The sequence below is a fragment of the Gramella sp. Hel_I_59 genome, from assembly GCF_006714895.1.
Lineage (GTDB): Bacteria > Bacteroidota > Bacteroidia > Flavobacteriales > Flavobacteriaceae > Christiangramia.
Genome location: NZ_VFME01000001.1, coordinates 1,896,836 through 1,917,850, shown reverse-complemented (window position 1 = coordinate 1,917,850; position 21,015 = coordinate 1,896,836). Strand labels below are relative to the sequence as shown.

At 36.7% G+C, this 21,015-nt stretch carries 19 protein-coding genes; 13 read left to right on the top strand and 6 right to left on the bottom strand.

Features of this window, described 5'->3' with window-relative positions:
* Positions 1 to 68 precede the first annotated feature (68 nt).
* Entirely contained in the window at positions 69 to 1,292 is a 1,224-nt protein-coding gene (locus JM79_RS08685; RefSeq protein ID WP_141877772.1) for a glycosyltransferase family 4 protein, read from the bottom strand.
* A gap of 24 nt (positions 1,293 to 1,316) precedes the next feature.
* Positions 1,317 to 3,128: an SLC13 family permease gene (locus JM79_RS08680; protein ID WP_141877771.1), complete on the bottom strand. Its 1,812-nt coding sequence runs from the start codon at positions 3,126 to 3,128 to the stop codon at positions 1,317 to 1,319.
* A 132-nt stretch (positions 3,129 to 3,260) separates the two neighbouring features.
* Between JM79_RS08680 and JM79_RS08675 the strand changes: the two genes are divergently transcribed.
* Entirely contained in the window at positions 3,261 to 3,761 is a 501-nt protein-coding gene (locus JM79_RS08675) for a GreA/GreB family elongation factor (protein ID WP_141877770.1), read from the top strand.
* 245 nt (positions 3,762 to 4,006) lie between these two features.
* Here the strand turns inward: JM79_RS08675 and JM79_RS08670 are convergent, their stop codons facing one another.
* Both JM79_RS08670 and JM79_RS08665 read right to left on the bottom strand, forming a co-directional pair.
* The gene (locus JM79_RS08670; RefSeq protein ID WP_141877769.1) at positions 4,007 to 4,330 is read right to left on the bottom strand and encodes a hypothetical protein; all 324 of its coding nucleotides are present in this window, start codon (positions 4,328 to 4,330) and stop codon (positions 4,007 to 4,009) included.
* A gap of 130 nt (positions 4,331 to 4,460) precedes the next feature.
* Positions 4,461 to 5,309, bottom strand: coding sequence for an OmpA family protein (locus JM79_RS08665; RefSeq protein ID WP_141877768.1), 849 nt, complete (start codon positions 5,307 to 5,309; stop codon positions 4,461 to 4,463).
* Between the two features lie 419 nt (positions 5,310 to 5,728).
* On the opposite strand from JM79_RS08665, the gene JM79_RS08660 reads away from it, so the two are divergent.
* Both JM79_RS08660 and JM79_RS08655 read left to right on the top strand, forming a co-directional pair.
* Entirely contained in the window at positions 5,729 to 10,768 is a 5,040-nt protein-coding gene (locus tag JM79_RS08660; protein WP_141877767.1) for a translocation/assembly module TamB, read from the top strand.
* Positions 10,758 to 13,031 carry a BamA/TamA family outer membrane protein gene (locus JM79_RS08655; RefSeq protein ID WP_141877766.1) on the top strand — a complete coding sequence of 758 codons (2,274 nt, stop codon included), beginning with the start codon at positions 10,758 to 10,760 and terminating at the stop codon, positions 13,029 to 13,031. The genes JM79_RS08660 and JM79_RS08655 overlap by 11 nt, the downstream gene beginning before the upstream one ends.
* Here JM79_RS08655 and upp read toward each other — a convergent pair.
* Positions 13,028 to 13,687, bottom strand: a complete 660-nt coding sequence (gene upp / locus JM79_RS08650) for a uracil phosphoribosyltransferase (RefSeq protein ID WP_141877765.1) — start codon at positions 13,685 to 13,687, stop codon at positions 13,028 to 13,030. The genes JM79_RS08655 and upp overlap by 4 nt on opposite strands.
* Positions 13,688 to 13,831: 144 nt before the next feature.
* Here upp and JM79_RS08645 point away from each other — a divergent pair, with 144 nt between their 5' ends.
* The 3 genes from JM79_RS08645 to JM79_RS08635 all read left to right on the top strand — a co-directional run bounded on the left by JM79_RS08645 (position 13,832) and on the right by JM79_RS08635 (position 15,486).
* Positions 13,832 to 14,449 carry a hypothetical protein gene (locus tag JM79_RS08645; RefSeq protein ID WP_141877764.1) on the top strand — a complete coding sequence of 206 codons (618 nt, stop codon included), beginning with the start codon at positions 13,832 to 13,834 and terminating at the stop codon, positions 14,447 to 14,449.
* A 159-nt stretch (positions 14,450 to 14,608) separates the two neighbouring features.
* Entirely contained in the window at positions 14,609 to 14,812 is a 204-nt protein-coding gene (locus JM79_RS08640; RefSeq protein ID WP_141877763.1) for a dodecin family protein, read from the top strand.
* 101 nt (positions 14,813 to 14,913) lie between these two features.
* Positions 14,914 to 15,486: a Crp/Fnr family transcriptional regulator gene (locus tag JM79_RS08635; RefSeq protein WP_141877762.1), complete on the top strand. Its 573-nt coding sequence runs from the start codon at positions 14,914 to 14,916 to the stop codon at positions 15,484 to 15,486.
* Positions 15,487 to 15,546: 60 nt separating this feature from the next.
* On the opposite strand, the gene JM79_RS08630 is transcribed toward JM79_RS08635, so the two are convergent.
* Positions 15,547 to 16,557, bottom strand: a complete 1,011-nt coding sequence (locus JM79_RS08630) for a zinc-binding alcohol dehydrogenase family protein (protein ID WP_141877761.1) — start codon at positions 16,555 to 16,557, stop codon at positions 15,547 to 15,549.
* A 325-nt stretch (positions 16,558 to 16,882) separates the two neighbouring features.
* Here JM79_RS08630 and JM79_RS08625 point away from each other — a divergent pair, with 325 nt between their 5' ends.
* The 7 genes from JM79_RS08625 to JM79_RS08595 all read left to right on the top strand — a co-directional run bounded on the left by JM79_RS08625 (position 16,883) and on the right by JM79_RS08595 (position 20,997).
* A complete protein-coding gene (locus JM79_RS08625; RefSeq protein WP_141877760.1) occupies positions 16,883 to 17,344 on the top strand; it encodes a cold shock domain-containing protein in 462 nt (153 codons plus the stop codon).
* Positions 17,345 to 17,692: 348 nt separating this feature from the next.
* On the top strand, positions 17,693 to 18,655 hold the full coding sequence (locus tag JM79_RS08620) for an acyl-CoA desaturase (protein WP_260443405.1): 963 nt from the start codon (positions 17,693 to 17,695) through the stop codon (positions 18,653 to 18,655).
* A gap of 65 nt (positions 18,656 to 18,720) precedes the next feature.
* Positions 18,721 to 18,915 (top strand): cold-shock protein, encoded by a 195-nt coding sequence (locus tag JM79_RS08615; RefSeq protein ID WP_141877758.1) that lies wholly within the window; start codon positions 18,721 to 18,723, stop codon positions 18,913 to 18,915.
* Positions 18,916 to 19,015: 100 nt separating this feature from the next.
* Positions 19,016 to 19,210: a cold-shock protein gene (locus tag JM79_RS08610; protein WP_141877758.1), complete on the top strand. Its 195-nt coding sequence runs from the start codon at positions 19,016 to 19,018 to the stop codon at positions 19,208 to 19,210.
* A 97-nt stretch (positions 19,211 to 19,307) separates the two neighbouring features.
* A complete protein-coding gene (locus tag JM79_RS08605; protein ID WP_141877757.1) occupies positions 19,308 to 19,502 on the top strand; it encodes a cold shock domain-containing protein in 195 nt (64 codons plus the stop codon).
* Between the two features lie 97 nt (positions 19,503 to 19,599).
* Positions 19,600 to 19,794, top strand: coding sequence for a cold-shock protein (locus tag JM79_RS08600; RefSeq protein ID WP_141877756.1), 195 nt, complete (start codon positions 19,600 to 19,602; stop codon positions 19,792 to 19,794).
* Between the two features lie 147 nt (positions 19,795 to 19,941).
* Positions 19,942 to 20,997 (top strand): AI-2E family transporter, encoded by a 1,056-nt coding sequence (locus tag JM79_RS08595; RefSeq protein WP_141877755.1) that lies wholly within the window; start codon positions 19,942 to 19,944, stop codon positions 20,995 to 20,997.
* The last annotated feature ends 18 nt before the right edge of the window (positions 20,998 to 21,015 follow it).

The following is a 21,015-nucleotide window of genomic DNA, read 5'->3' as shown; positions in this document are numbered from 1 at the left end:
ATGATGTTTGGTTAAACTGTTTTTTGTGTAGTGAAAACCGTTGGGTAGCCCATGCTTCCAGCGGTTTTCTAATTTATAGAGTTTTTCATTTGAATGAATCTGGACATAAAATAAGTGCTTCGTTGGAGATGATGTTTCATCATTAGACCCGTAAAGTTCTCTTTTCTATGCTGCGGAAGCTGCTTGAGAGTCATGGTTAATATTCTATCGAATCTTGCCTGGTGAATGTCCTGGTCGAATCGTTCTTTCAGGATCTTTGAACCCTGTTCACTTTTTTTCTTCCATAGTTGCTCATCGATATATAGCATTTTAGCTGATTCAACAAATTGAGCAGGATCGTCCTCAATGAATCCATTCCACTCTAAGTCTCCAGCCATTCCTTCACTACCAATTTTTGTGGTTACTGAAGGAGTTCCGCAGGCCATTGCTTCCGCTAATTTACCTTTCAATCCAGCACCAAATTGAATAGGAGCAAGGCAAACCCTGGCATCACTCATTACTTTCAGAGCATTTTCTGCCCGGCCATGAACTAGAAATCTTTCGGCTTTATTATGCAAATTCCATACTTTCTGGGAAGGATAGGCTCCATAAATATGTAACTGGGCATCTGGCACTAGTTTGCTGAGTAAAGGCCAGATATTTTCCTTTAAATTTAGAACTGCTCTCCAGTTTGGTTCATGAAGAAAATTACCAATACTTATAAAATCTTTCCTTTCAGTGTAGCTATTAATTTCAGAAGAAACAGTCTCCATCATAAATGGCAGGTAGAAGAGTATATGCTCAGGGATCTTCAGCTTTTCAATTAACAGCTTCATTTCGAATTCAGAAATAATTAAAGAAATATCACACCTGTAGATGGCCGCAGCTTCCCGTTTTGTAATATCAGCGTCTAAATAAACATCATCAAACTCTTGACCGGACTTCAGAATAGTTTCTCTGACTTTTCTCAGGGAATGTACATCTTCGGTATCCAGAATCTTTAAAGCATCGGTGCAAAATTTATCAATTCTCCATCCAAATTGTTCTTCCATCATAAAACGATCAAAAAGAACAATTTGAGGATCCAGCTCTTGTACAAAAACGTCAAACTCATCATTATTTGGCTGAATCTCTTGGCTGGTAACGCCTAAGGCTTCAAGATCTGCCATATTTTCTGATCTTCTTGCTGAAGTTGCATAGGTAATATGAAAGTTACGCTCTCTGAAAAATTGGATTAATTGCATCATTCTGGCTCCTGCAGCTGAGGAATTGGGTTCTGGCCATACGTAACCAATGATGAGTAACCTGGACATAATTTTTTCAGCAAAAATACATTTTTATAACTGCCTGCTGAGTAAGAAGGTTGCCGCAATCCAAAGCACGATCGATAAAGCACCGCCTATAATCAGGAAATGCTTGAACTTGTAAATTCCCATTCCATAGATGATCGTATTGGTCTGGTAACCCACCGGAGTGAAGAAGCTGAAATTCGAGGCAAAAAGCACTGCCAGAATAAATGGTTTTGGGTCCAGTTGTAACTTCGTTGCGATGGTGATTGCTATGGGCGCTATGATGATCGCCGTAGCATTGTTAGAGATGAATCCGCTAAGGAACATGGTTACTAAAAATAGTAATCCTATAATGCTGTAATTAGGTTTGCCATCGAATAGTAGTAAGAGATTGGTGGAGATCCAGTCATCTGCCCCGGTATTGCTCATGGCCACACCTAGCGGGATCATTCCTGCCAGTAGAAAAATGATCTGCCAGTTTACCTGCGTATAGATTTTTCCGAGATCGATACACTTCAGCAAAATCATTAAAAAACAGCCAATCACGGCACTTTTCAGAATTGGGAATATAGAAAAAGCGGATAATGCAATTACAAGAATTAAAATTCCGAGGCTAAGGGAACGTTTCTTTTTAGATACAAGACTAATTTCCTCATGATTTTGCAGAATGCTAATATTGTCCATTTTCTGAAGTTCATGAAGGTCGTTTTGCGTTACTTCCACCAGAAGACGATCCCCAACCCGAAGGTCAATATCGTCAGACTTTTTATTGAATATTCTTCTTTTTGGATTTCTGAAGCTTCTTCTTTTCCTGATCGCCAATGGAACGGCTCCATGAAGATCATACCAACCCACGGTTTTAATACTCTTACCAATTAAAGGCGAGTTAGGCAACATTAGTATTTCTACCAGCTGAATGTTTTCTTCAATTTCTGAAGCCTCGTTCACGATTGGTTTCACAGCTTCAGCTTCAGAATTTCTGATAATCGTAAGATCACCTTCTTCTTTCAGTTGTATAAGCTGTTCTATACTGCATCTAAGTAGCAATTGATCACCAAGTTTTAAAGTAGTATATCTACCTGGATGGTCATTAATAACTCCTTTACGTTTGAGCCTGATCACTTCAATAGAATCCTTTTCATCGCCGAAGATATCCCGAAGATTTTTGCCAATCAGTTTTGAGGTTTCACTAACGATTCCTTTCGTAATAAACTCGTCTAATTTATAAACCGAATTAAGATCGCTGGGTTTTTTCTTCGGAAGAAATCCCGCCATCAAACTTACCAGAGCAATAGTTATGAGCATAAAAATGACTCCGTACCAACTAAATTCGAAGAATCCGAAGCGCTCGACACCTCTTTTAACGGCCACCGCATTAACAATCAGGTTCGTAGAAGTTCCCATAAGTGTACAGCTGCCACCTATAATCCCTGCAAAAGAAACCGGTAGTAATAATTTTGAACTGGGAATGTCATATTTCTCTGCCAGTTCATCGATGATCTTCATAAAGACTAAAACTACAGCTGTCGTATTTATAAAAGCAGAAATACTTCCTGCGATAAACATAAAAACCGGGATCATAATAAGCAGGGGCAGACCTTTTAATTTTCTCATTCCCTGGGCGAGGAGATCTATAACACCATTATCCTCGAGTCCTATCGCTATGATCATTAGACTAAGTACCGTGATCGTAGCGGGACTGGAAAAACCTGAAATGGCTTCTTCCGGAGAAACCAGATCTGTTAATAATAAAAGGCCCAGAATAATAAATGCGATCTTATCTACCGGAAATACTTCCAGAGCAAACAGAACGATCACACCAAGGATGATCACGAAAAGAACAATGATTTCCAGACTCATTTCTATAATTAAAATTTGCTAAATGTAGTACCATCCCAAACCTGTTGTTAGGTTTTGAGAAATATTTATGATTGTTGTTTAATACATATCCTCCGGGTTTCGCTATAATTAGGAGAACATAAGATACGAATTATGAGTAGAGGATTTGTAAAGGAAGAAGATCAGGAAGAACCAGTGATCATTCCACCAAGGGCAGCGATACCAGATGGAGTTACAAATTATGTGACACCAAATGGGCTACAGGAACTACACGTGGAATTAAAGGAGCTTGAAAAGGAGCGATCGAATATAAGTATCCAAGACGATACAGAAAAAAGAAGAGCGCAAGGTTTGATTGATGGAAAGATCAAATTACTGGCTGAAAGAATTCAATCTTCACGTATTTTAAAACCCGAAGAACAGGCACAGGATGAAATTCGGTTTGGAGCGCACATCAAATTGAAGAACCTCGATAGTTCACAAATTCAGAAATTCCAGATCGTTGGAGTGGATGAGGCAAATATTAAAAAACTAAAAATTGCATTTGTAGCACCAATTGCCCGGGCAGTTACAGGTAAGAAACTTGGTGAAACTGTAGATTTTAAACTCGGTGATGAAACACGAAAGCTTGAAGTTCTTGAAATAAAGTACTAGTTCTGTAATTCTGTTTGTTTCTCAAGATTAAATTCAACAGCATCTTCTATATCTCCGTATTCTGATACTTCGATTTCAAATTCATAAGTAGCAGTAGATTTGAGCTCGAGTTTTTGCTACTGCAAGGGGGTAATTACAACGTTGTTTGCAATTAGAGTCCTAAACTTAAAATCTTTCTTTTTACTGCTCATAAAACAAAAAAAACCGCTGACAAGCAGCGGTTTTTTTATGTAACTAGATAAATATTAATTAGAAGAACTTAAGTTTTCACCTGATTTCTCATTTTCCCCTTTAGCGCCCTTCTTATTGAATTGCATATTTTCCTCATCTACCAATTCTGTTTTGTCTTCTAGTTTCGTATCGTTACTCGCTGGAATGTCAAGTTCATCGGGCGTAAAATCTACGTGCTCTTTTTTATCAAGATCCTTATCCTGTCCTTTATTCATACTTCTACCTTTCTCATTCAGGGCTTCTTTATCCTCTTTTGTGATCTCAGGATTGTATGGTAAATCTTTTTTATCTGACTGTACTAATTTCGAACTACTGGATTCTGTCTTTACTTTTTTCATAATTTCAGTTTTATGAAATATACGAAGCGATATGCGGAGATACCGTGAACAGGAAGTTAATCTACAGTTAACGGAAATAAAAAAAGAGAGCCGAAGCTCTCTTTCTATAACATGCATTTATATAGAAGATCTATTCAGTATCAGCCATAGTCCCATCAGATTCCAGCATTGCAAAGAATTTATCCAGATTAGGGATAATTACGATTCGGGTTCTTCTGTTTTTAGCCATATTGTCCTTATTAGTATTATCAACTAATGGCTGGTAACTACTTCTTCCGGCAGCAATTAATTTTGAAGGCTCTACATTATATTTATCCTGCAAAATTCTCACGATAGAAGTTGCTCTTCGAACACTTAGATCCCAGTTATCCTGAAGGTAGGATTCTTTTACCATAGTTCTATCATCGGTATGACCTTCGATCATAACTTCCATAGCTGGTTCGCTGTTAATTACTTCAGCTAATTTCTTCAGGAGTGGCTGAGCTTCTTTTGTAACCCTGTAACTTCCGCTACCAAATAATAATTTATCTGATACATTGATCATCACAACTGTTTCATCTACATTGATATCAATATCATCTGCATCAGCACCTTCAGAAATATTCTGCTTAAGATTATAAGAAACCGCAAGGTTTATACTATCCTCTAAAGTTTCTGCTCCTTTAACTTTTTCAGGATCGATCTTAGCAATAGTGGATTTCATTTTCTCTTTTGTCTTTTTAGACATTACGGTGAGATCATTCATTTCCATCATTCCTTCATTCTCCGTTCTAAGAGAATTGATCTTGGAATTATAATCAGCAACACGTTCTTCTATACGTGCGTACTTTTCTTCAATTTCTTCTTTCTCAACCTGCGTTTTTTGAAGTGTACTTCTTGTATCATTAAGTTGTCCTTCTAATTCAACATATTTCTTTTTAGAAACACATGAGGTCAAAAGACCTGCGGTTAATACGGTAGCTGTGATTACTTTTCTCATAATTTAGTTTAGTTCTTAGTATTCTTATTTAGTTAATACTTTTCACCTCTTGCTACAATAATGCCATAAGAAATTTTGGTGCTGCTTTCTGCTCCTGATATTTCATTCTCAAAATTAGTGACTACAATAGCTTAGTCGCTGAAAAACAAGAGGTTTGAAGTTTTTCGGTTTCGAATATCAAATGAATTTGAATACCAGGATCTCCTGAATTTGGGTAATAGATTCATAGTTTAATTGTGTAGATAATCACTCCAAATTGTTGACAATTTCTACAACTTAAGGTTATTCAGCTCCAGATTGAGTAGCTGCCTATGCACTTTCCTTAGACATTTAACAGAAGTTTATTAGTAAACTTACCACAATACCTTCGCGGTAATACATCTAAACGATAACTTTGGAAACTTCTAAAATTCAGTTTTTTGAGCACAGCCAAAGCACGCTTTATCAAGATTTTAAAAATAATTGGAAAGATCTTTCTGGGGATTCTCATTTTGTTGATTCTTATCCTTCTATTCGTAAGAAGTCCCTGGGGACAGAATATTATTAAAGACAAGTTTATATCCTCCATAGAAGAGAAGAGTGGCGCAAAGATCAATCTGGAAAGGATCTATATTCAATTTAATGGTAATATTGAAGTTGATGATCTTTATATCGAACATCCAGATGGCGATACCATTATATATAGTGAACATATAACTGCGAATATCCCTTTTATGCCATTAATAAAAGGAAATGGATTCAGTCTGGACGCTTTGGAAGCTCGTCGTGTTCGTGCTAATATTATTCGGGAAGATTCTATTACAGGATTTAACTATGAAGTTCTAATGAAGGCATTTGCTTCAGATACCACACAAACTGCAAGCACGCCGGCAGATACGACTAGTTCAAGTATGCAGATATCTCTTGGGGAATTTGATCTGAAAGATTTTGATGTCGATTACATAGATAAGGTGAGTGGTATAGATACCAAGGCAAAATTCAGTGAACTTCAACTTTCTTTTGCTGAAACAGACCTTACCAACATGGCTTTTGTAGTCGAAGAAGCTATTTTAAATAACGCGCAGGTCACCTATAATCAAACGAAGCCTTTTCCTCCTTCTGAAGGTGAAACAAGTCCCGCACCTGTTTTTGAAGTGAGAAAATTAAACTTTAGTGACGTTCGAGCCAGTTACAATTCTAGTCCCGATTCTATTTCAGCAGAAATGAAAATTAAATTGCTGGAAACAAGTCAGTCGAATTTCAATTTAAAGGATAGCATTATCTCTTCTGAATTGCTGAAACTTCATAATTCAGATATTATACTTGAACTACAGCAAAATACTACTTCAGCAACAATAGATGAGCAGGGGAGTACTACTGAAGCTTTTGCGTGGCCCGTATGGAAGATTAATATTGATGAGATAGACCTTGCAAATAATAACATTCTTTACCGCATGAACGATTCTCAGGTCAAGAAAGGAACTTTCAATCCTGATATCCTGGATATTAAAGACCTTGACTTACAAGCCTCTAATATTTCTTACGCACCTGAAAATGCAAGTTTAAATATTTCTGAATTTAATTTTACTGAAGCTTCAGGGATTGAGATAGATCAATTCAATCTTAAAGCAGAACTTACCAAAGATCAGATAAAAATCACAGACATTACTTTCGACGGAATTGGTAACAGTTTCAACGGAGATTTACAGCTTAAGTACAATGACCTGGATGCATTGATGAAAGATCCAGGAAATGCCACTTTACAGGCTGATCTTTCAAACATAAATCTAGAGCTGGGCGAATTTTTCAGATTTCAACCAGATCTTAGAGAGAACGAATATTTGAAAAACCTCGCAAAATCACCTGTAAAAGGAAATCTTTCTATAAATGGGAAAGTTGATAATCTAAACCTGGCTAATTTAAATTTACGCTGGAGAAATACAAATATTAAGGGTAGCGGAAGTATCGTAAATGCGCAGGACCCAGAAAGCTTAAGTTTTAACCTTCCAAATGTTCGACTTTCTTCCACTCGAAAAGATCTTCAAAATTTTGTAAGCGAAGCTGATCTTGGGATGCAGATTCCAGAAAAGATCAGTATCAATGGAAGTTTTAAAGGTAATATGGAAAAGGTTAGCACGAATGCTAAGATCGCTACTACCGATGGTAATATCAACGTGGATGGGAACTTTGAATTTGGAGACCAGATCGCTTTTGATGCAGAAGTTCAGGGTGATGGAATATCTCTAGGAAGATTACTTCAAAATGATGCCCTTGGCGATTTGCAAATAGATATCAAACTTACCGGAAGTGGAAATTCTGTAGCAGATCTTAATGCGAGTCTTGATTCAACGATAGAAAGTTTTACATATAACGGATACGAATTCAGACAGATTGATATAACCGGGGAACTCGAAAACGGAAAGGGACCTATCAACCTAATGTATCAGGACTCAAATCTGGACATGGAAGCGCAATTAGATGTTGCACTTGATTCTGTTTCTCCAAGAGTAGATTTTAGTTTATACCTGGATGGTGCAGATCTGGAAGCTCTGGGAATCACTCAAAAGACAATTAAAGCCGCATTCGAATTACAGGGCTGGTTTGAAGGAAATTCTTCGGAATATGAACTCGAAGCAGAGATCATTGATGGCGTAGCGGTATATAATAACAAAGCTTATTTATTAGGTAGCTTTAAAGCAGATGCGTTTGTAAGACAGGATACTACTTCCGTAGACATAAAAAACAGAATCCTGAACCTTGACCTTAAATCTAATGCAACACCTGCAGCCTTTTCAGCAGCCATAGACCGACATTTCAAAAGATATATTACAGAAAATTATCAGGAGGACTCTATTTTCAACCCTGTTAATATGAAGATCAATGCGAAGATCAGTGAAGCACCAATACTAACAGAAGTCTTCCTTCTCAATCTTCAGAAGCTGGATACGGTTAATATAGATGTGGACTTTGCAGAATCTGAAAGAAGGTTGGATGCCAATGTGGATATTCCATTTGTGAATTACTTCAATAGTGAAATAGATAGTTTAAAACTAGATCTAAGGTCAAATCCTAAGGATCTAAATTTTGAGTTCGCATTTAAAGAATTAAATACCGGTCCGCTAGCTATAAAGCGTACCATCATTGGAGGTGATGTTCAAAATAGAAAATTGAATCTTGAATTCACTTCAGTTTATGATACTACCCAGGTTGTTCACGCTACTTCACAGTTAAATTTCCAGGGTGATACCTTACAATTTCATATTGATAACAAGGACCTGATTTTAAATGGTAATCCCTGGCAAATAGAGGATTCGAATATGTTGAGTTTTGATACGGGTTACCTGAATTTCCAGAATTTTAGATTGTTTAGAGAAGATCAGGAAATGCGCATAAGCAACGATAAACCCGGTGTTGAAAAAGAACACCTGAGCCTTGACTTTAAAAACTTTAAGTTAGCTGCACTGTTAAGTTATCTTAATCCAGAAGAGAAGCTCGCACAGGGTCAGGTGAACGGGAACATCGTATATGAAGAACCTTTTGGAGAGACCGGTATCCTGGCAGATATGCAAATTAACAAACTATCTATGCTGGGTGTAGATATGGGAACTCTAAGTTTACAGGGGAACTCTTCTGGATTTAGTCAGTATGATTTCGAAATGGCGATGAAAGGTGGGGAGATCGACCTGGATCTTGTTGGATCTTATATCGCTGCTGAACCTTCAGCAAAACTGGATCTAAATCTTGATTTAAATGAAATCCGTATGACTGCCCTGGAAGGTTTCTCTCAGGGAGAGATCAAAAATGCCGATGGAAGCTTCAGTGGAAATTTCAAACTTAACGGAACTCTATTAGAGCCCGTTTATGAAGGAAATCTGCAGTTTGACGCTGCTTCCTTTAACATTGCGATGCTCGATTCTCAATTTACCTTGCCAGATGAGCAGCTTGAAATGGATAATCAGGGTGTTTATTTTAATAATTTTGAGATCGTTGACTCTGAAAGTAATTCGATCGTGGTCAATGGAGAAGTCACTACTCCAACCTTTTTAAACCCAGGATTTGATCTCGATGTACAGGCAACAAACTTTAAACTTATTAATTCTACTGAAGAGGATAATGACCTTTTCTACGGAACAGCGGTTGTTGATGTAGATGCACAAATAAAGGGTGATCTTACTTTACCGAAAGTCACGATGAATGTTGATGTACGAAAAAGTACAAATCTTACTTATGTAGTACCGGAAACCGAACTTCAAATGAAGGAAAGGGATGGGATCGTTATTTTTGTGAATAAGGAAAATCCTAACGATATTCTAACTGAAACTGAAGAAGAAAGCTATGTAGTTTCTGGTTATGATATTTTTACCAGGCTGACCGTAAATGAAGGAGCAAAATTTAATGTCATTATCAACCAGGAAACTGGTGATATTTTCCAGGTTCAGGGAGAAGGAGATCTAATCTTTAATATGTATCCAAACGGTAGAACAGCCCTTACCGGAATATACAATATCAACGATGGTTACTATGAAATGAGTCTCTATAACCTTGTTAAAAGGAGATTCGATATCGCTGATGGAAGTCGTGTTTCCTGGGCTGGTGATCCTTTTGATGCCCAACTGGATGTAAGAGCTATATACAATGTTGAAACATCGGCTTCCTCATTAATGTCATCTACACTTACAGCTGTTGATGAAGGATCAGCAGACAAGTACCGGCAAGAATTACCATTTCTAGTATATCTTAATGTAGATGGAGATCTTATGGCGCCAAAAATTTCCTTTGGATTAGATATGCCAGAAGATGAACGTGGTGCAATTGGCGGAAATATATATAACAGAGTTCAGCAGTTGAACAGCCAGGAACAGGAATTGAACAAGCAGGTATTTTCATTACTGGTTTTAAACAGGTTCTTTCCGGAAGGCGGAAGTACAGGTGCCGGTGGTGGTACCATGGATGTTGCCAGAGATAACCTGAATAGTGCTTTATCAGACCAGTTAAACATGTTATCAAGTAAAGTACTTGGAAACAGCGGACTACAATTGAATTTTAATCTTGATAGTTATACAGATTACCAGGGTGATAATGGTCCTCAGGATCGTACGCAATTAGATATTAGTGCTCAGAAAGCATTCCTTAAGGATAGGTTGATCGTAGAAGTGGGAAGTGCCGTAGACATTCAGGGAGGAAACCAGGCAGGGCAGGAGGCAAGCCCGGTTATTGGAAATGTAAGTATATCATATCTTCTTGATGAGAATGGTATCTGGAGATTGAAAGGTTTCAGTAGAAGTCAGTATGAAAATGTGATCGACGGGCAGTTGGTAGTGAGTGGTATTTCCTTAATTTTCACCAAAGAATTCAACAAGTTCAAGAACATGTTTGAAAAGGCGGTGATGGAAGAAGTAAAGAAGGAAAAGAAAGAACCTGAAGAAACAGAAAGTTCAGAAGGTACAGAAGGTACAGAAAGCACAGAAGATGAAAATTAGAATTTCAGTAATCATATTAATAGCTGTAGCACTGTTTCAGTCCTGCAGCGTGGAAAAATTCATCCCTGAAGAGGAATTACTTTATACCGGTGCTGAGATCAGTATAGAATCTGATTCCGTAATTAAGGAGGAACCACAATTAAAAACTGAATTGCAAAGTGTTCTTAGACCAGAGCCGAACGCGCAAATCCTGGGAATGAGACCGGGACTTTACTTTCACTATAAAGCACAACGCGAAAAGCCGGGAATCATCAATAAATTTTTAAATAAAAAATTAGGAGAGGAACCGGTGTATCTTTCCGATGTTGATCTTGAAAACACGGAAGAATTACTTCTGAATAGATTGGAAAACAGAGGTTTCTTTTATTCGAATGTAACTTCAGAAGAAATAAAAGATGAAGATGCTAAAACAGCTTCTGTAAATTATGATCTTAATGTGCCAGAGCCTTATACTATGGCCACATATCAACTAGATAATGATACATTATTAGTGTATCGCGAGATCAAAAGCAACCTGGAAAAGACGCTGCTGGAAGATGGGATGAGATTTGATCTTCCGAAGTTAAAATTGGAGAGAGAACGTATAGATCTTTTTCTTAAAGGTGAAGGATATTACAACTTCAATCCCGGCTTTTTAATTTTTGAAGCCGATACCAATCAATACGATAAGAAAAAATTTGATCTATTTCTTAGACTTAAGAAGGATGTTCCCGCAAAATCTGTTATTCCTTACAGGATCTCAAACGTAAATGTGTATGCTAACTACAATGTAGATGAAGATAGCGTTACCAATAATTATAAACGCTTCAAGGATAAGAACTACTTACAGGATGAACTGTTCTTTAAACCAAAGTATCTAGATCCATACCTGCTTATTGAAACAGGAGATAATTTTAGTCCGGAAGCTTCAAGAGCTACTAGTAGAAGATTAGGAACTATAGGCTCTTATAAATTCGTAAATATAAGGTATGATGAAGTAGATACTCTGGCCGTGGATAGTATTGGTCTGCTTGAAGCAAATATATTTCTTTCACCCTTAAAAAAGCGTGCAATCAAAGCAGAGCTTCAGGCTTTGACAAAATCCAACAATTTTGCAGGGCCACATCTTGGAGTGACCTTTTCTAATAGAAACCTGTTTAAAGGTGGTGAGCGACTGGATATCTCAGCTAATTTTGGATATGAAGTTCAGCTTGGTGATGGAGGAATCCCAGGAAGAAATTCTTTAAATTTTGCCCTTAGTAACGATCTAATTGTACCACGACTTCTTTTCCCTATAGAGTTTAATAATAACTTTTTTAGATATGATATTCCGAAAACCAGGATAAGTCTGGGTGGAGATTATCTAAAGAGAGCTCAGCTATTTACACTTACGAGTCTAAACGCTGCCTTTGGTTATTTCTGGAATGCAAACAGATATGTCACTCATGAATTAAATCCTATTGATCTCAACTTTATTAGACTCGGTAATGAAAGTGAGGAATTTTTAAAAATACTGGATGAGAACCCACTTCTGGAAAGTAGTTTTGATCAGGAATTTATAGCAGGTCTCACATATTCCTTTACCTATAATGGAATGATAGATGCCACGAAAAAGCACGTATTTTACCTCAATTCGAACTTTGATATCGCGGGTAATAGTATGAGCCTTATAGGTTCTGAAAATGAGGAAGGCAAAGATGAAGTTTTTGGACTGGACTATGCCCAATACGCTAAACTGGACATGGACTTTCGTTATCACTATAGATTTGAAAATCAAAGTTTAATTGCCACAAGATTATTTGGTGGTTATGGGATTCCTTATGGAAATTCAGATGTAATGCCTTTTAGTAAGCAATATTTTTCTGGTGGTCCATATAGTGTTAGAGCTTTTCGAACCAGATCTCTAGGGCCAGGTACTTTTCAGGGTGCAGAGGACAGTGAGCAATATCGTGACCAATCCGGTAACATTAGAATTGAAGCCAACGCGGAATACAGATTTCCAATAGTTACTTATTTAAACGGTGCATTTTTTGTGGATGCTGGAAATGTTTGGAACAGCAAATCTCAGGATGAAACTGGTTTAGAACAAGGTCAATTTCAATCAGATTTCATCAATGAACTTGGAATCGGGGCAGGAGCTGGATTAAGAATCGATATCCAGAGTTTCGTGATAAGATTCGACCTTGCTTTTCCAATGCACGATCCAAATGAGCCTCAAGGTGAAAGATGGGTAAATGATTTTGGTAGCCCGGTGTTTAATTTCGCTATTGGATATCCTTTTTAATGCTGAAGTTTTTGACCATAACAAAGATCTCCAGCGTCACCTAAACCAGGAACTATGTAACCATTTTTATCCAGTTCATTATCTATCGTAGCAATCCAGAGTTTAGAATTTTCAGGAAACTCTGACTTTAAAAATTCAATCCCTTCCGAAGAGCCAATAACAGATACCAGATGGATTTTGGCGGGTTTTCCCATCGGGGCAATTGCTTTTAAAACATTAGCGAAAGATTTTCCCGTTGCAAGCATGGGATCTGCAAGAATTAGAGTTTTACCTTCCAGAGAAGGCGAAGCCATATATTCCACTAGAACTTCAAAATTCTCATCATTGTTGGGATGATGTCTATAAGCCGAAATAAATGAATTTTCAGCATCATCAAAATAATTAAGGATTCCCTGGTGTAATGGCAAACCTGCTCGTAATATAGAACAGATCACAACCTCATTGTCTGGCTGGGCAATTTCAGAAGTTCCAAGCGGCGTTTCAATCGCTTGCTTATTGTAATTGAGTTCCTGGCTAAGTTCATAAGACATGATCTCTCCCAGTCGCTCAATATTTCTACGGAAGCGCATGCGGTCCTTTTGCACATGTACGTCTCTCAATTGACTTATGAATTTATTAGCGATAGAATTATTCTGGGATAGTTCGTGAACCTGCATGTAAATCTGACTTTTATAATACTCAAAATTACTTTTTTTATTTTACTATAGAGAACACACTTAAACTTGAATTTGCTCGTTTTCTTACTAATGTTCAAAAATGGCTGTATTTTTGATATAGCTATGCTGCACAAACCACTTACTATGAATAGATTGATTCTCATACTACTAATATTTAGCTCTGCTTCTCTCTATTCTCAAATTGAGATCCCAAGAAGCACGAATACCGGACGGGTTATTAAAGCTGAAGAATCAAATTCAACGGGATTTCCTATTCTGAAAAGAGATAATACTGAAAAAGAAAGTCGGTTTTTAAAAGAGAAGCCCAAAGCAATAGACCTTAGAGAAAACCCTAATAATCTTCTTACTGAAGCAGATGCCATGAAAGAGAAGTGGGCGAAAGACGCTGAAGTCAAAGAGGAATATAGATTTGATCAGAGTCTAGGGAATGTAGTTACACAAGGTAGATTTGTAGAAGTGTACTGTAGAGATCATCAATTTATAGATGGCGACAAGGTGCAGATCATCGTTAATGGAGAATTAGTGGAAGCGAGTGTTTTGCTTACTGCTGGATTCAAACCGGTATTGGTAAACTTGCAGGAAGGCTTTAATAGTATTCAATTTGTTGCGCTCAACCAGGGAAGTTCTGGTCCCAATACGGCCGAGTTGCGAGTACTAAGTGAAAAAGGGGAGATGCTTGCTAAAAAAGAATGGAACTTGCTTACTGGCGCAAAAGCCGAATTGATTGTTGTCAAAAATTAAAAATTCTGTGGTTTAATTGGAACCAAATTAATCCCAGCTATTGATCCTATCAATAATTTCACAATAAGTTAAGGTTCCCTGACAATCTTCTGTTAATCATTCTTCCTAAGCTTATTTAAGTTGGTAAATTGAAATCAGTTAACCAATAAATTTAAAATTATGGGAATTGTAAAAGTGATTGAAGTGATTGCCGCTTCAGAAAAAAGTTTTGATGATGCAGTACAAAAAGCAGTTACAGAAGCTGCGAAAACGGTAAAGAATATAAGGTCAGTCTACGTTAAAGAGATGAAAGCTCATGTAGATGGGGACAAGATTACTTCTTATGCTGTAAATGCTAAAATATCTTTCGATAAAACTAGTTAGTTTTAGAAACTTATATATTTAAAAAATGCCGGGCCTGCGCCCGGCATTTTTTTATACATTCAAGTATAATAGCTTAAATTTGCATGCAAATAATTGATTAGATGCCTGCAGATATCATTGATCACATTAGCCGGGAAATTGACCTTTCGGAATTGGAGAAGACTGAATTCAGAAGTATTCTTTCTGAAGTTTCTCTTCATAAAAAGGAACTTCTTATTAAACCGGGGCAAACCGTACAAGATGAATATTTTGTAGTAGAAGGTTGTTTGCGTGCATACTATCTCGATGAGCAAGGAAATAAACATATTATACAATTCGCAATAGAAGATTGGTGGATCAGTGATTTCGAAGCCTTTTTCACGAATCAGCCATCAAAGCTTTACGTTGAAGCAATAGAAGACTCAAAACTATTATCCTTAAACCGTACTCTTCTGGAAGAATTGTACCATAGAATTCCAAAATTCGAACGCTTTTTCAGGCTTAAGACCACCGGGGCTTTTGTTTCACTTAGAAAAAGAATTCTATCATCTCTTGAGAAATCGAACAAAGAGCGGTATCTGGATTTTTGCGAAACCTATCCGGAAATTGAAAAGCGTGTACAGAATTATCATATCGCTAATTATCTAGGAATGAAACCAGAAAGCCTTAGTAGAATCCGAAAAGATCTTGCTTGAAGCATTAAGCCTTGGTTCCAGATGTAGGTTAGAATTCGATAAATCTGGTCAAAGTATTCTTCAAAATTCAATTACATTTTTACCAATAGATTTGCCAGATTCCTGAAGCTTGTGAACTTCTCTGAAAACTTCAGCACTTAACCCATAAAATTCTCTGTTTTTAGTTGATATGATTTTGTTGGAATCTGCTAATTCAGCGATTCGCACTAATATTTCGTGCTGCCTGGACTTATCCGTGGTATTAAACATGGGTCTTGTAAACACCAATTCCCAGTGAAAACTAATACTTTTTTCTTTCAAAGCATTCAGATTCACATTCTCTGTGGTATTAACGATACAAGCGATATGTCCCTGTGGAGCGATCAGTTTCGTCATCGTTTCCCAGTGCCCAGCAGTATCTGCGAAATTTAGAATATATGAGATCGAGTCTTTTTCATTCTTCAGTTCTTCAGATAATTTATGGTGATTCACAACTCTATCTGCGCCCATCTTTTTACACCACTCAACTGTATCCTCTCGAGATGCTGTTGCAATCACTTCAAACTGAGTCAATTCTTTTAAGATTTGAATCGCAATAGAGCCAACACCACCAGCACCACCAATGATGAGTACCTTCTCATCTTTCCCATCACCTTCAGCAATGTTCATCCTGTCAAAGATACATTCCCAAGAGGTTAAGGCAGTAAGTGGTAAGGCAGCAGATTCCATCCAGTTTAATTTAGCTGGTTTTTTAGCTACAATTGCCTCATCTATACATTGGTATTCTGAATAACAACCAGGTTTCGTTATGTCGCCAGCATAATACACTTCAACTCCAACGCTAAAGTTCTCCACGTTACTGCCCACATCTTCAACAACTCCAGCTGCATCCCATCCAATTATTTTCGGTTCGTTTAACTCTTCATTTTCCGCCGAATTTTGTCTTACCTTATAATCAACCGGGTTTACCGATATTGCTTTAATCTTTACTAAAAGTTCATTAGAACTACAGGAAGGTTTATCAATTTCATATTCATTCAGACTTGAAATATTGCTAATAGGGAGTGATCTAGTAAATCCAATTGCTTTCATATTTTTTATTTCAAAATAATAATTTAAAATCAAAATTTACTTCAAATACCATTAAACCTTTATTTATAATATGACCGATAGCCGAGTGTGATTTTCTGAAGTAAAAGTTATTAAAAACAAAATTTACAGAACTCGACTATTTAAAGCTTTCAGAATTGATTTGCTATGACTATCTTTGTAAAAATTTTAGTGCAGGCCAGAATGGCTCATGCTCTCTCTGAATAAATCCTACAAAAGATAATCTTACACATTAAATTTTTCTGGTATTCGTTTAGTTGGTTCAATGCATTGAAATTTTCAACGAATATTAATTAATTTATAGTGAATGGCAAGATCCGGACAAACCCAAAACAAAAGAGAGAAAGAAAAGAAAAAGATCAAAAAGCGTAAGGAGAAAGAAGCCAAGCGTTTAGAAAGAAAAGAAAATTCCAACAAAGGTGGATCATTCGAGGATATGATTGCTTATGTTGATGCAGACGGTAATTTAACCGACACTCCACCAGATCCAACTCAGAAGGTAGAAGTAGAAGTAGAGGATATCGAAATCGCTATCCCTAAGAAAGAAGATAGAGAAGAGGAAGAGATCATTACCGATACAGAAGGTAAAGTTTCATTTTTCGATCATTCTAAAGGATTTGGGTTTATTATAGGTAAACAAACCGGTGAGAAATACTTTGTACACGTAAGTGGTCTTATTGATGAAATTGATGAGAATGATAAAGTAAGTTTCGAGCTGGAGCAAGGAATGAAAGGGCTTAACGCAGTAAGAGTTAAGATCATTGACTAATTTCCCATCCGGGAAATTGAACTAAATACAGAACTGAATTTATCCTGTAGCGTAAAAGTTTGAAAACTAATTGATTATTTATATTGTGGATGTAATAATAAAACTTACATTTGCCATAGTAAATATTTTAGTTCTCTTCACTTTTTAGTCCTTTCAGGATATTTCAAGTTTTGTTTACTTCATTATTTAGTTTGTAAATTTAATAGTACCAGTATCAACAATCCAATATTCGCTCAAAAACGAGCATCCGATTTCTCAAAGACTCTTCGAAGCCGGGTAAATACCTATTTCAAAAAAAATAATATCAGTAAACACGCTAATGCTAGCATGATCGTGAAAACTGTACTTATGCTTTTGACTTTCGTAGCTCCATTAGTAATTGTGAACACTGGAATGGTAGAAAGTACCTGGTTGTTATTCGGTCTTTATATCATAAGTGGTTTTGGAATGGCCGGAATAGGCATGGGAATCATGCACGATGCAATCCATAACTCCTATTCAAAAAATCAAAAGGTTAATCAGTATTTAGGATACACTTTAAACCTTATAGGTGCCAATGCAAGTATCTGGAGAATTCAGCATAATGTATTGCATCATACGTTCACAAATATAAAAGAGGCTGATGATGATATCAACCCTCCGTTTTTCTTAAGATTTACTCCACATACTAAGAGATATAGTATTCATAAATTTCAACACTTATACAGTTGGTTCTTTTATGGATTGTCTACGGTAAGCTGGGTAACTGCTAAAGATTTTGTTAGAATGGCAAAATTCAAGAAAATGGGCTTCTTCAAGGAAGGTAAGGAATTTAGAAAACAGTTGTCTACTGTAATTGGATGGAAACTGGTTTCATTCTTCTTTGTATTGATACTGCCAATTATTATGGCACCTCAGGCTTGGTGGATCGTGGTTCTAGCTTTTATTAGCATGCACTTCGTTACTGGATTAATGATCACTACCATTTTTCAGCTAGCTCATATTGTTCCAACGACTGAGTATCCATTACCTGATGAAAAAGGTATTGTACAGGGTGATTGGGCTAGTCATCAACTATTAACAACAGCTAATTTTTCCCCCAAGAGCAGGTTATTTTCCTGGTTCATTGGTGGATTAAATTATCAAATTGAACATCATTTATTACCAAATATCTGTCATGTTCATTATAGAAAAATATCGCATATAGTAGCGCAGACCGCCAAAGAATATGGTTTGCCTTATCATAATCAACACAGCTTTGTATCTGCAGTTGGAGAGCATTTTAAAATGCTTCGTCAACTAGGTAAAGTAGATAAATTGCGAGTTGGATAGTTAAGATCGGAAGCCATACGATCTCAAAAGTTTAATGGCATTTTATAACAATTAATTATTAAGTAATGCAAGAAGGAAAAGTGAAGTTTTTTAATTCAACAAAAGGATTTGGATTCATAAAAGCTGACGATTCGAACGAAGACATCTTTGTACACTCAACTGGTCTTATTGACGAAATTCGTGAAGATGACAGAGTACAATTTGAAACAGAGCAAGGTAAAAAAGGCCTTAACGCTGTGAACGTTGAAGTAATTGACTGATTATTTTAAGGTTTCAGTGTGAGACTTATAAATAAGGTATGATCAAGGCCGGATGATCTTTAAATTTAACCGGCATCAATAACAATTAATAAGTATAGTAATGCAAGAAGGTAAAGTAAAGTTTTTTAATTCAACAAAAGGATTTGGATTTATAAAAGCTGACGATTCTAACGAGGACATCTTTGTACACTCAACAGGTCTTATCGATGAAATTCGTGAAGATGACAGAGTACAATTTGAAACAGAACAAGGTAAAAAAGGCCTTAACGCTGTGAACGTTGAAGTAATTGACTAATTATTTTAGGGTTTCAGTTTGAGACTTAAAAATAACAGATCATTGCCGGATGATCTTTAAATGGAGCCGGCATCAATAACAATTAATTAGTATAGTAATGCAAGAAGGTAAAGTAAAATTTTTCAATGCAACCAAGGGATTTGGTTTCATTAAGTCAGACGAAACCAGCGAAGACATCTTTGTACACTCAACAGGTCTTATCGATGAAATTCGTGAAGATGACAGAGTACAATTTGAAACAGAACAAGGTAAAAAAGGCCTTAACGCTGTGAACGTTGAAGTAATTGACTAATTATTTTAAGGTTTCAGTTTGAGACTTATAAATAATAGATCACGGCCGGATGATCTTTAAATGGAGCCGGCATCAATAACAATTAATTAGTATAGTAATGCAAGAAGGTAAAGTAAAATTTTTCAATGCAACCAAAGGATTTGGTTTCATTAAGTCAGACGAAACAAGCGAAGACATCTTTGTACACTCTAGTGGTCTTATCGATGAAATTCGTGAAGATGACAGAGTTCAGTTCGAAACTGAGCAAGGAAGAAAAGGATTGAATGCTGTAAACGTTGAAGTAATCGACTAAGCACATTCTATTCTATAGAATAAAAGCCATCCTAACCGGGTGGCTTTTTTTTATGTCTTGTTTTAACTTTAGCTCTTTGTGTTTTTATTAATACAATTGAGTGAAACATTTACGATATTGTTCTAACCAACCAAAATTTTTTGATCCATGTTTAAAGGCAAGCGCGCAATACTTTACATAGCGGCGGCAATTCTCTCCATATATTTTTTAATAGCTGGTCTGGTAAAAGCGAAAGGTTTTTTTGCTCCACTGGCTACAGCAGTCATATTAAGCCTCGTCGTTTTACCTCTTAGCATCTGGATGGAGAAGTATATGAAAAGAGCATGGGCTGCCATGTTAAACAGTCTACTTCTATTCGGTATTAGTGTAGGGCTGATGGCTTTGGTGAGCATGCAGGTGAGAAACTTTGCAGAGGACTGGCCAAAGATCCAAGAACAAATGACTCCTAAGATAGAACAGCTCAAAACCTTCGCATTGGAACATACTCCACTTGATCCTAATGACATCAATCAGTCTGATGAACAGGAAAGTGCTGCAATGGGGTCTGATATGCGTAAAAGGATCACTACTTTTCTTAGCGGACTCTCAAGTTTTATGGCGAATTATCTTCTAACATTCGTTTACGTATTTTTTTTATTGAATTACCGTGAGATCTTTAAGAATTTTCTTTTGCGAGTTATGCCAGATTCCAAACAGGAATCAATAAAAAATACTCTTACAAAATCTATTAAAGTTGCGCCTCAGTATTTACTTGGGAAATTGATGCTTATGGGGTTACTCGCGGTGTTATATTCTATAGGCCTGGGGATTTCTGGAGTGAACAACTTTATTCTGGTAAGTGTAATTGCCGCGGTATTGACCTTGATTCCTTATGTTGGTAATATTCTTGGTTTCACTATGGCGGTAGCATTTGGGTTCTTAAGTAGTGGAGATACAAGTGTACTCATTGGGATTGCTCTAACTTTCACGGTTACCCAATTTGTAGAATCTTATGTACTTCAACCTTTTATAGTAGGCGATCGAGTGGATGTTCATCCATTCTTTATTATTGTTTCTGTAATAGCTGGAAATATGATCTGGGGAATCATTGGTATGATTCTCGCAATTCCTGTACTTGGTATCATAGTGGTAATTCTGTACAATATCGAAGCAACCAAACCAATAGGTATTCTTCTGAGTAAAACCAAGTTCTCAGAAAAATGATTGCTAATAATTTCTTAT

Bases quoted from the DNA above. Each gene is read 5' to 3' on its own strand.
- JM79_RS08685 (WP_141877772.1), bottom strand. From the start codon at position 1,292: ATGTCCAGGTTACTCATCATTGGTTACGTATGGCCAGAACCCAATTCC.
- JM79_RS08680 (WP_141877771.1), bottom strand. From the start codon at position 3,128: ATGAGTCTGGAAATCATTGTTCTTTTCGTGATCATCCTTGGTGTGATC.
- JM79_RS08675 (WP_141877770.1), top strand. From the start codon at position 3,261: ATGAGTAGAGGATTTGTAAAGGAAGAAGATCAGGAAGAACCAGTGATC.
- JM79_RS08670 (WP_141877769.1), bottom strand. From the start codon at position 4,330: ATGAAAAAAGTAAAGACAGAATCCAGTAGTTCGAAATTAGTACAGTCA.
- JM79_RS08665 (WP_141877768.1), bottom strand. From the start codon at position 5,309: ATGAGAAAAGTAATCACAGCTACCGTATTAACCGCAGGTCTTTTGACC.
- JM79_RS08655 (WP_141877766.1), top strand. From the start codon at position 10,758: ATGAAAATTAGAATTTCAGTAATCATATTAATAGCTGTAGCACTGTTT.
- upp (WP_141877765.1), bottom strand. From the start codon at position 13,687: ATGCAGGTTCACGAACTATCCCAGAATAATTCTATCGCTAATAAATTC.
- JM79_RS08645 (WP_141877764.1), top strand. From the start codon at position 13,832: ATGAATAGATTGATTCTCATACTACTAATATTTAGCTCTGCTTCTCTC.
- JM79_RS08640 (WP_141877763.1), top strand. From the start codon at position 14,609: ATGGGAATTGTAAAAGTGATTGAAGTGATTGCCGCTTCAGAAAAAAGT.
- JM79_RS08635 (WP_141877762.1), top strand. From the start codon at position 14,914: ATGCCTGCAGATATCATTGATCACATTAGCCGGGAAATTGACCTTTCG.
- JM79_RS08630 (WP_141877761.1), bottom strand. From the start codon at position 16,557: ATGAAAGCAATTGGATTTACTAGATCACTCCCTATTAGCAATATTTCA.
- JM79_RS08625 (WP_141877760.1), top strand. From the start codon at position 16,883: ATGGCAAGATCCGGACAAACCCAAAACAAAAGAGAGAAAGAAAAGAAA.
- JM79_RS08620 (WP_260443405.1), top strand. From the start codon at position 17,693: ATGCTTTTGACTTTCGTAGCTCCATTAGTAATTGTGAACACTGGAATG.
- JM79_RS08615 (WP_141877758.1), top strand. From the start codon at position 18,721: ATGCAAGAAGGAAAAGTGAAGTTTTTTAATTCAACAAAAGGATTTGGA.
- JM79_RS08610 (WP_141877758.1), top strand. From the start codon at position 19,016: ATGCAAGAAGGTAAAGTAAAGTTTTTTAATTCAACAAAAGGATTTGGA.
- JM79_RS08605 (WP_141877757.1), top strand. From the start codon at position 19,308: ATGCAAGAAGGTAAAGTAAAATTTTTCAATGCAACCAAGGGATTTGGT.
- JM79_RS08600 (WP_141877756.1), top strand. From the start codon at position 19,600: ATGCAAGAAGGTAAAGTAAAATTTTTCAATGCAACCAAAGGATTTGGT.
- JM79_RS08595 (WP_141877755.1), top strand. From the start codon at position 19,942: ATGTTTAAAGGCAAGCGCGCAATACTTTACATAGCGGCGGCAATTCTC.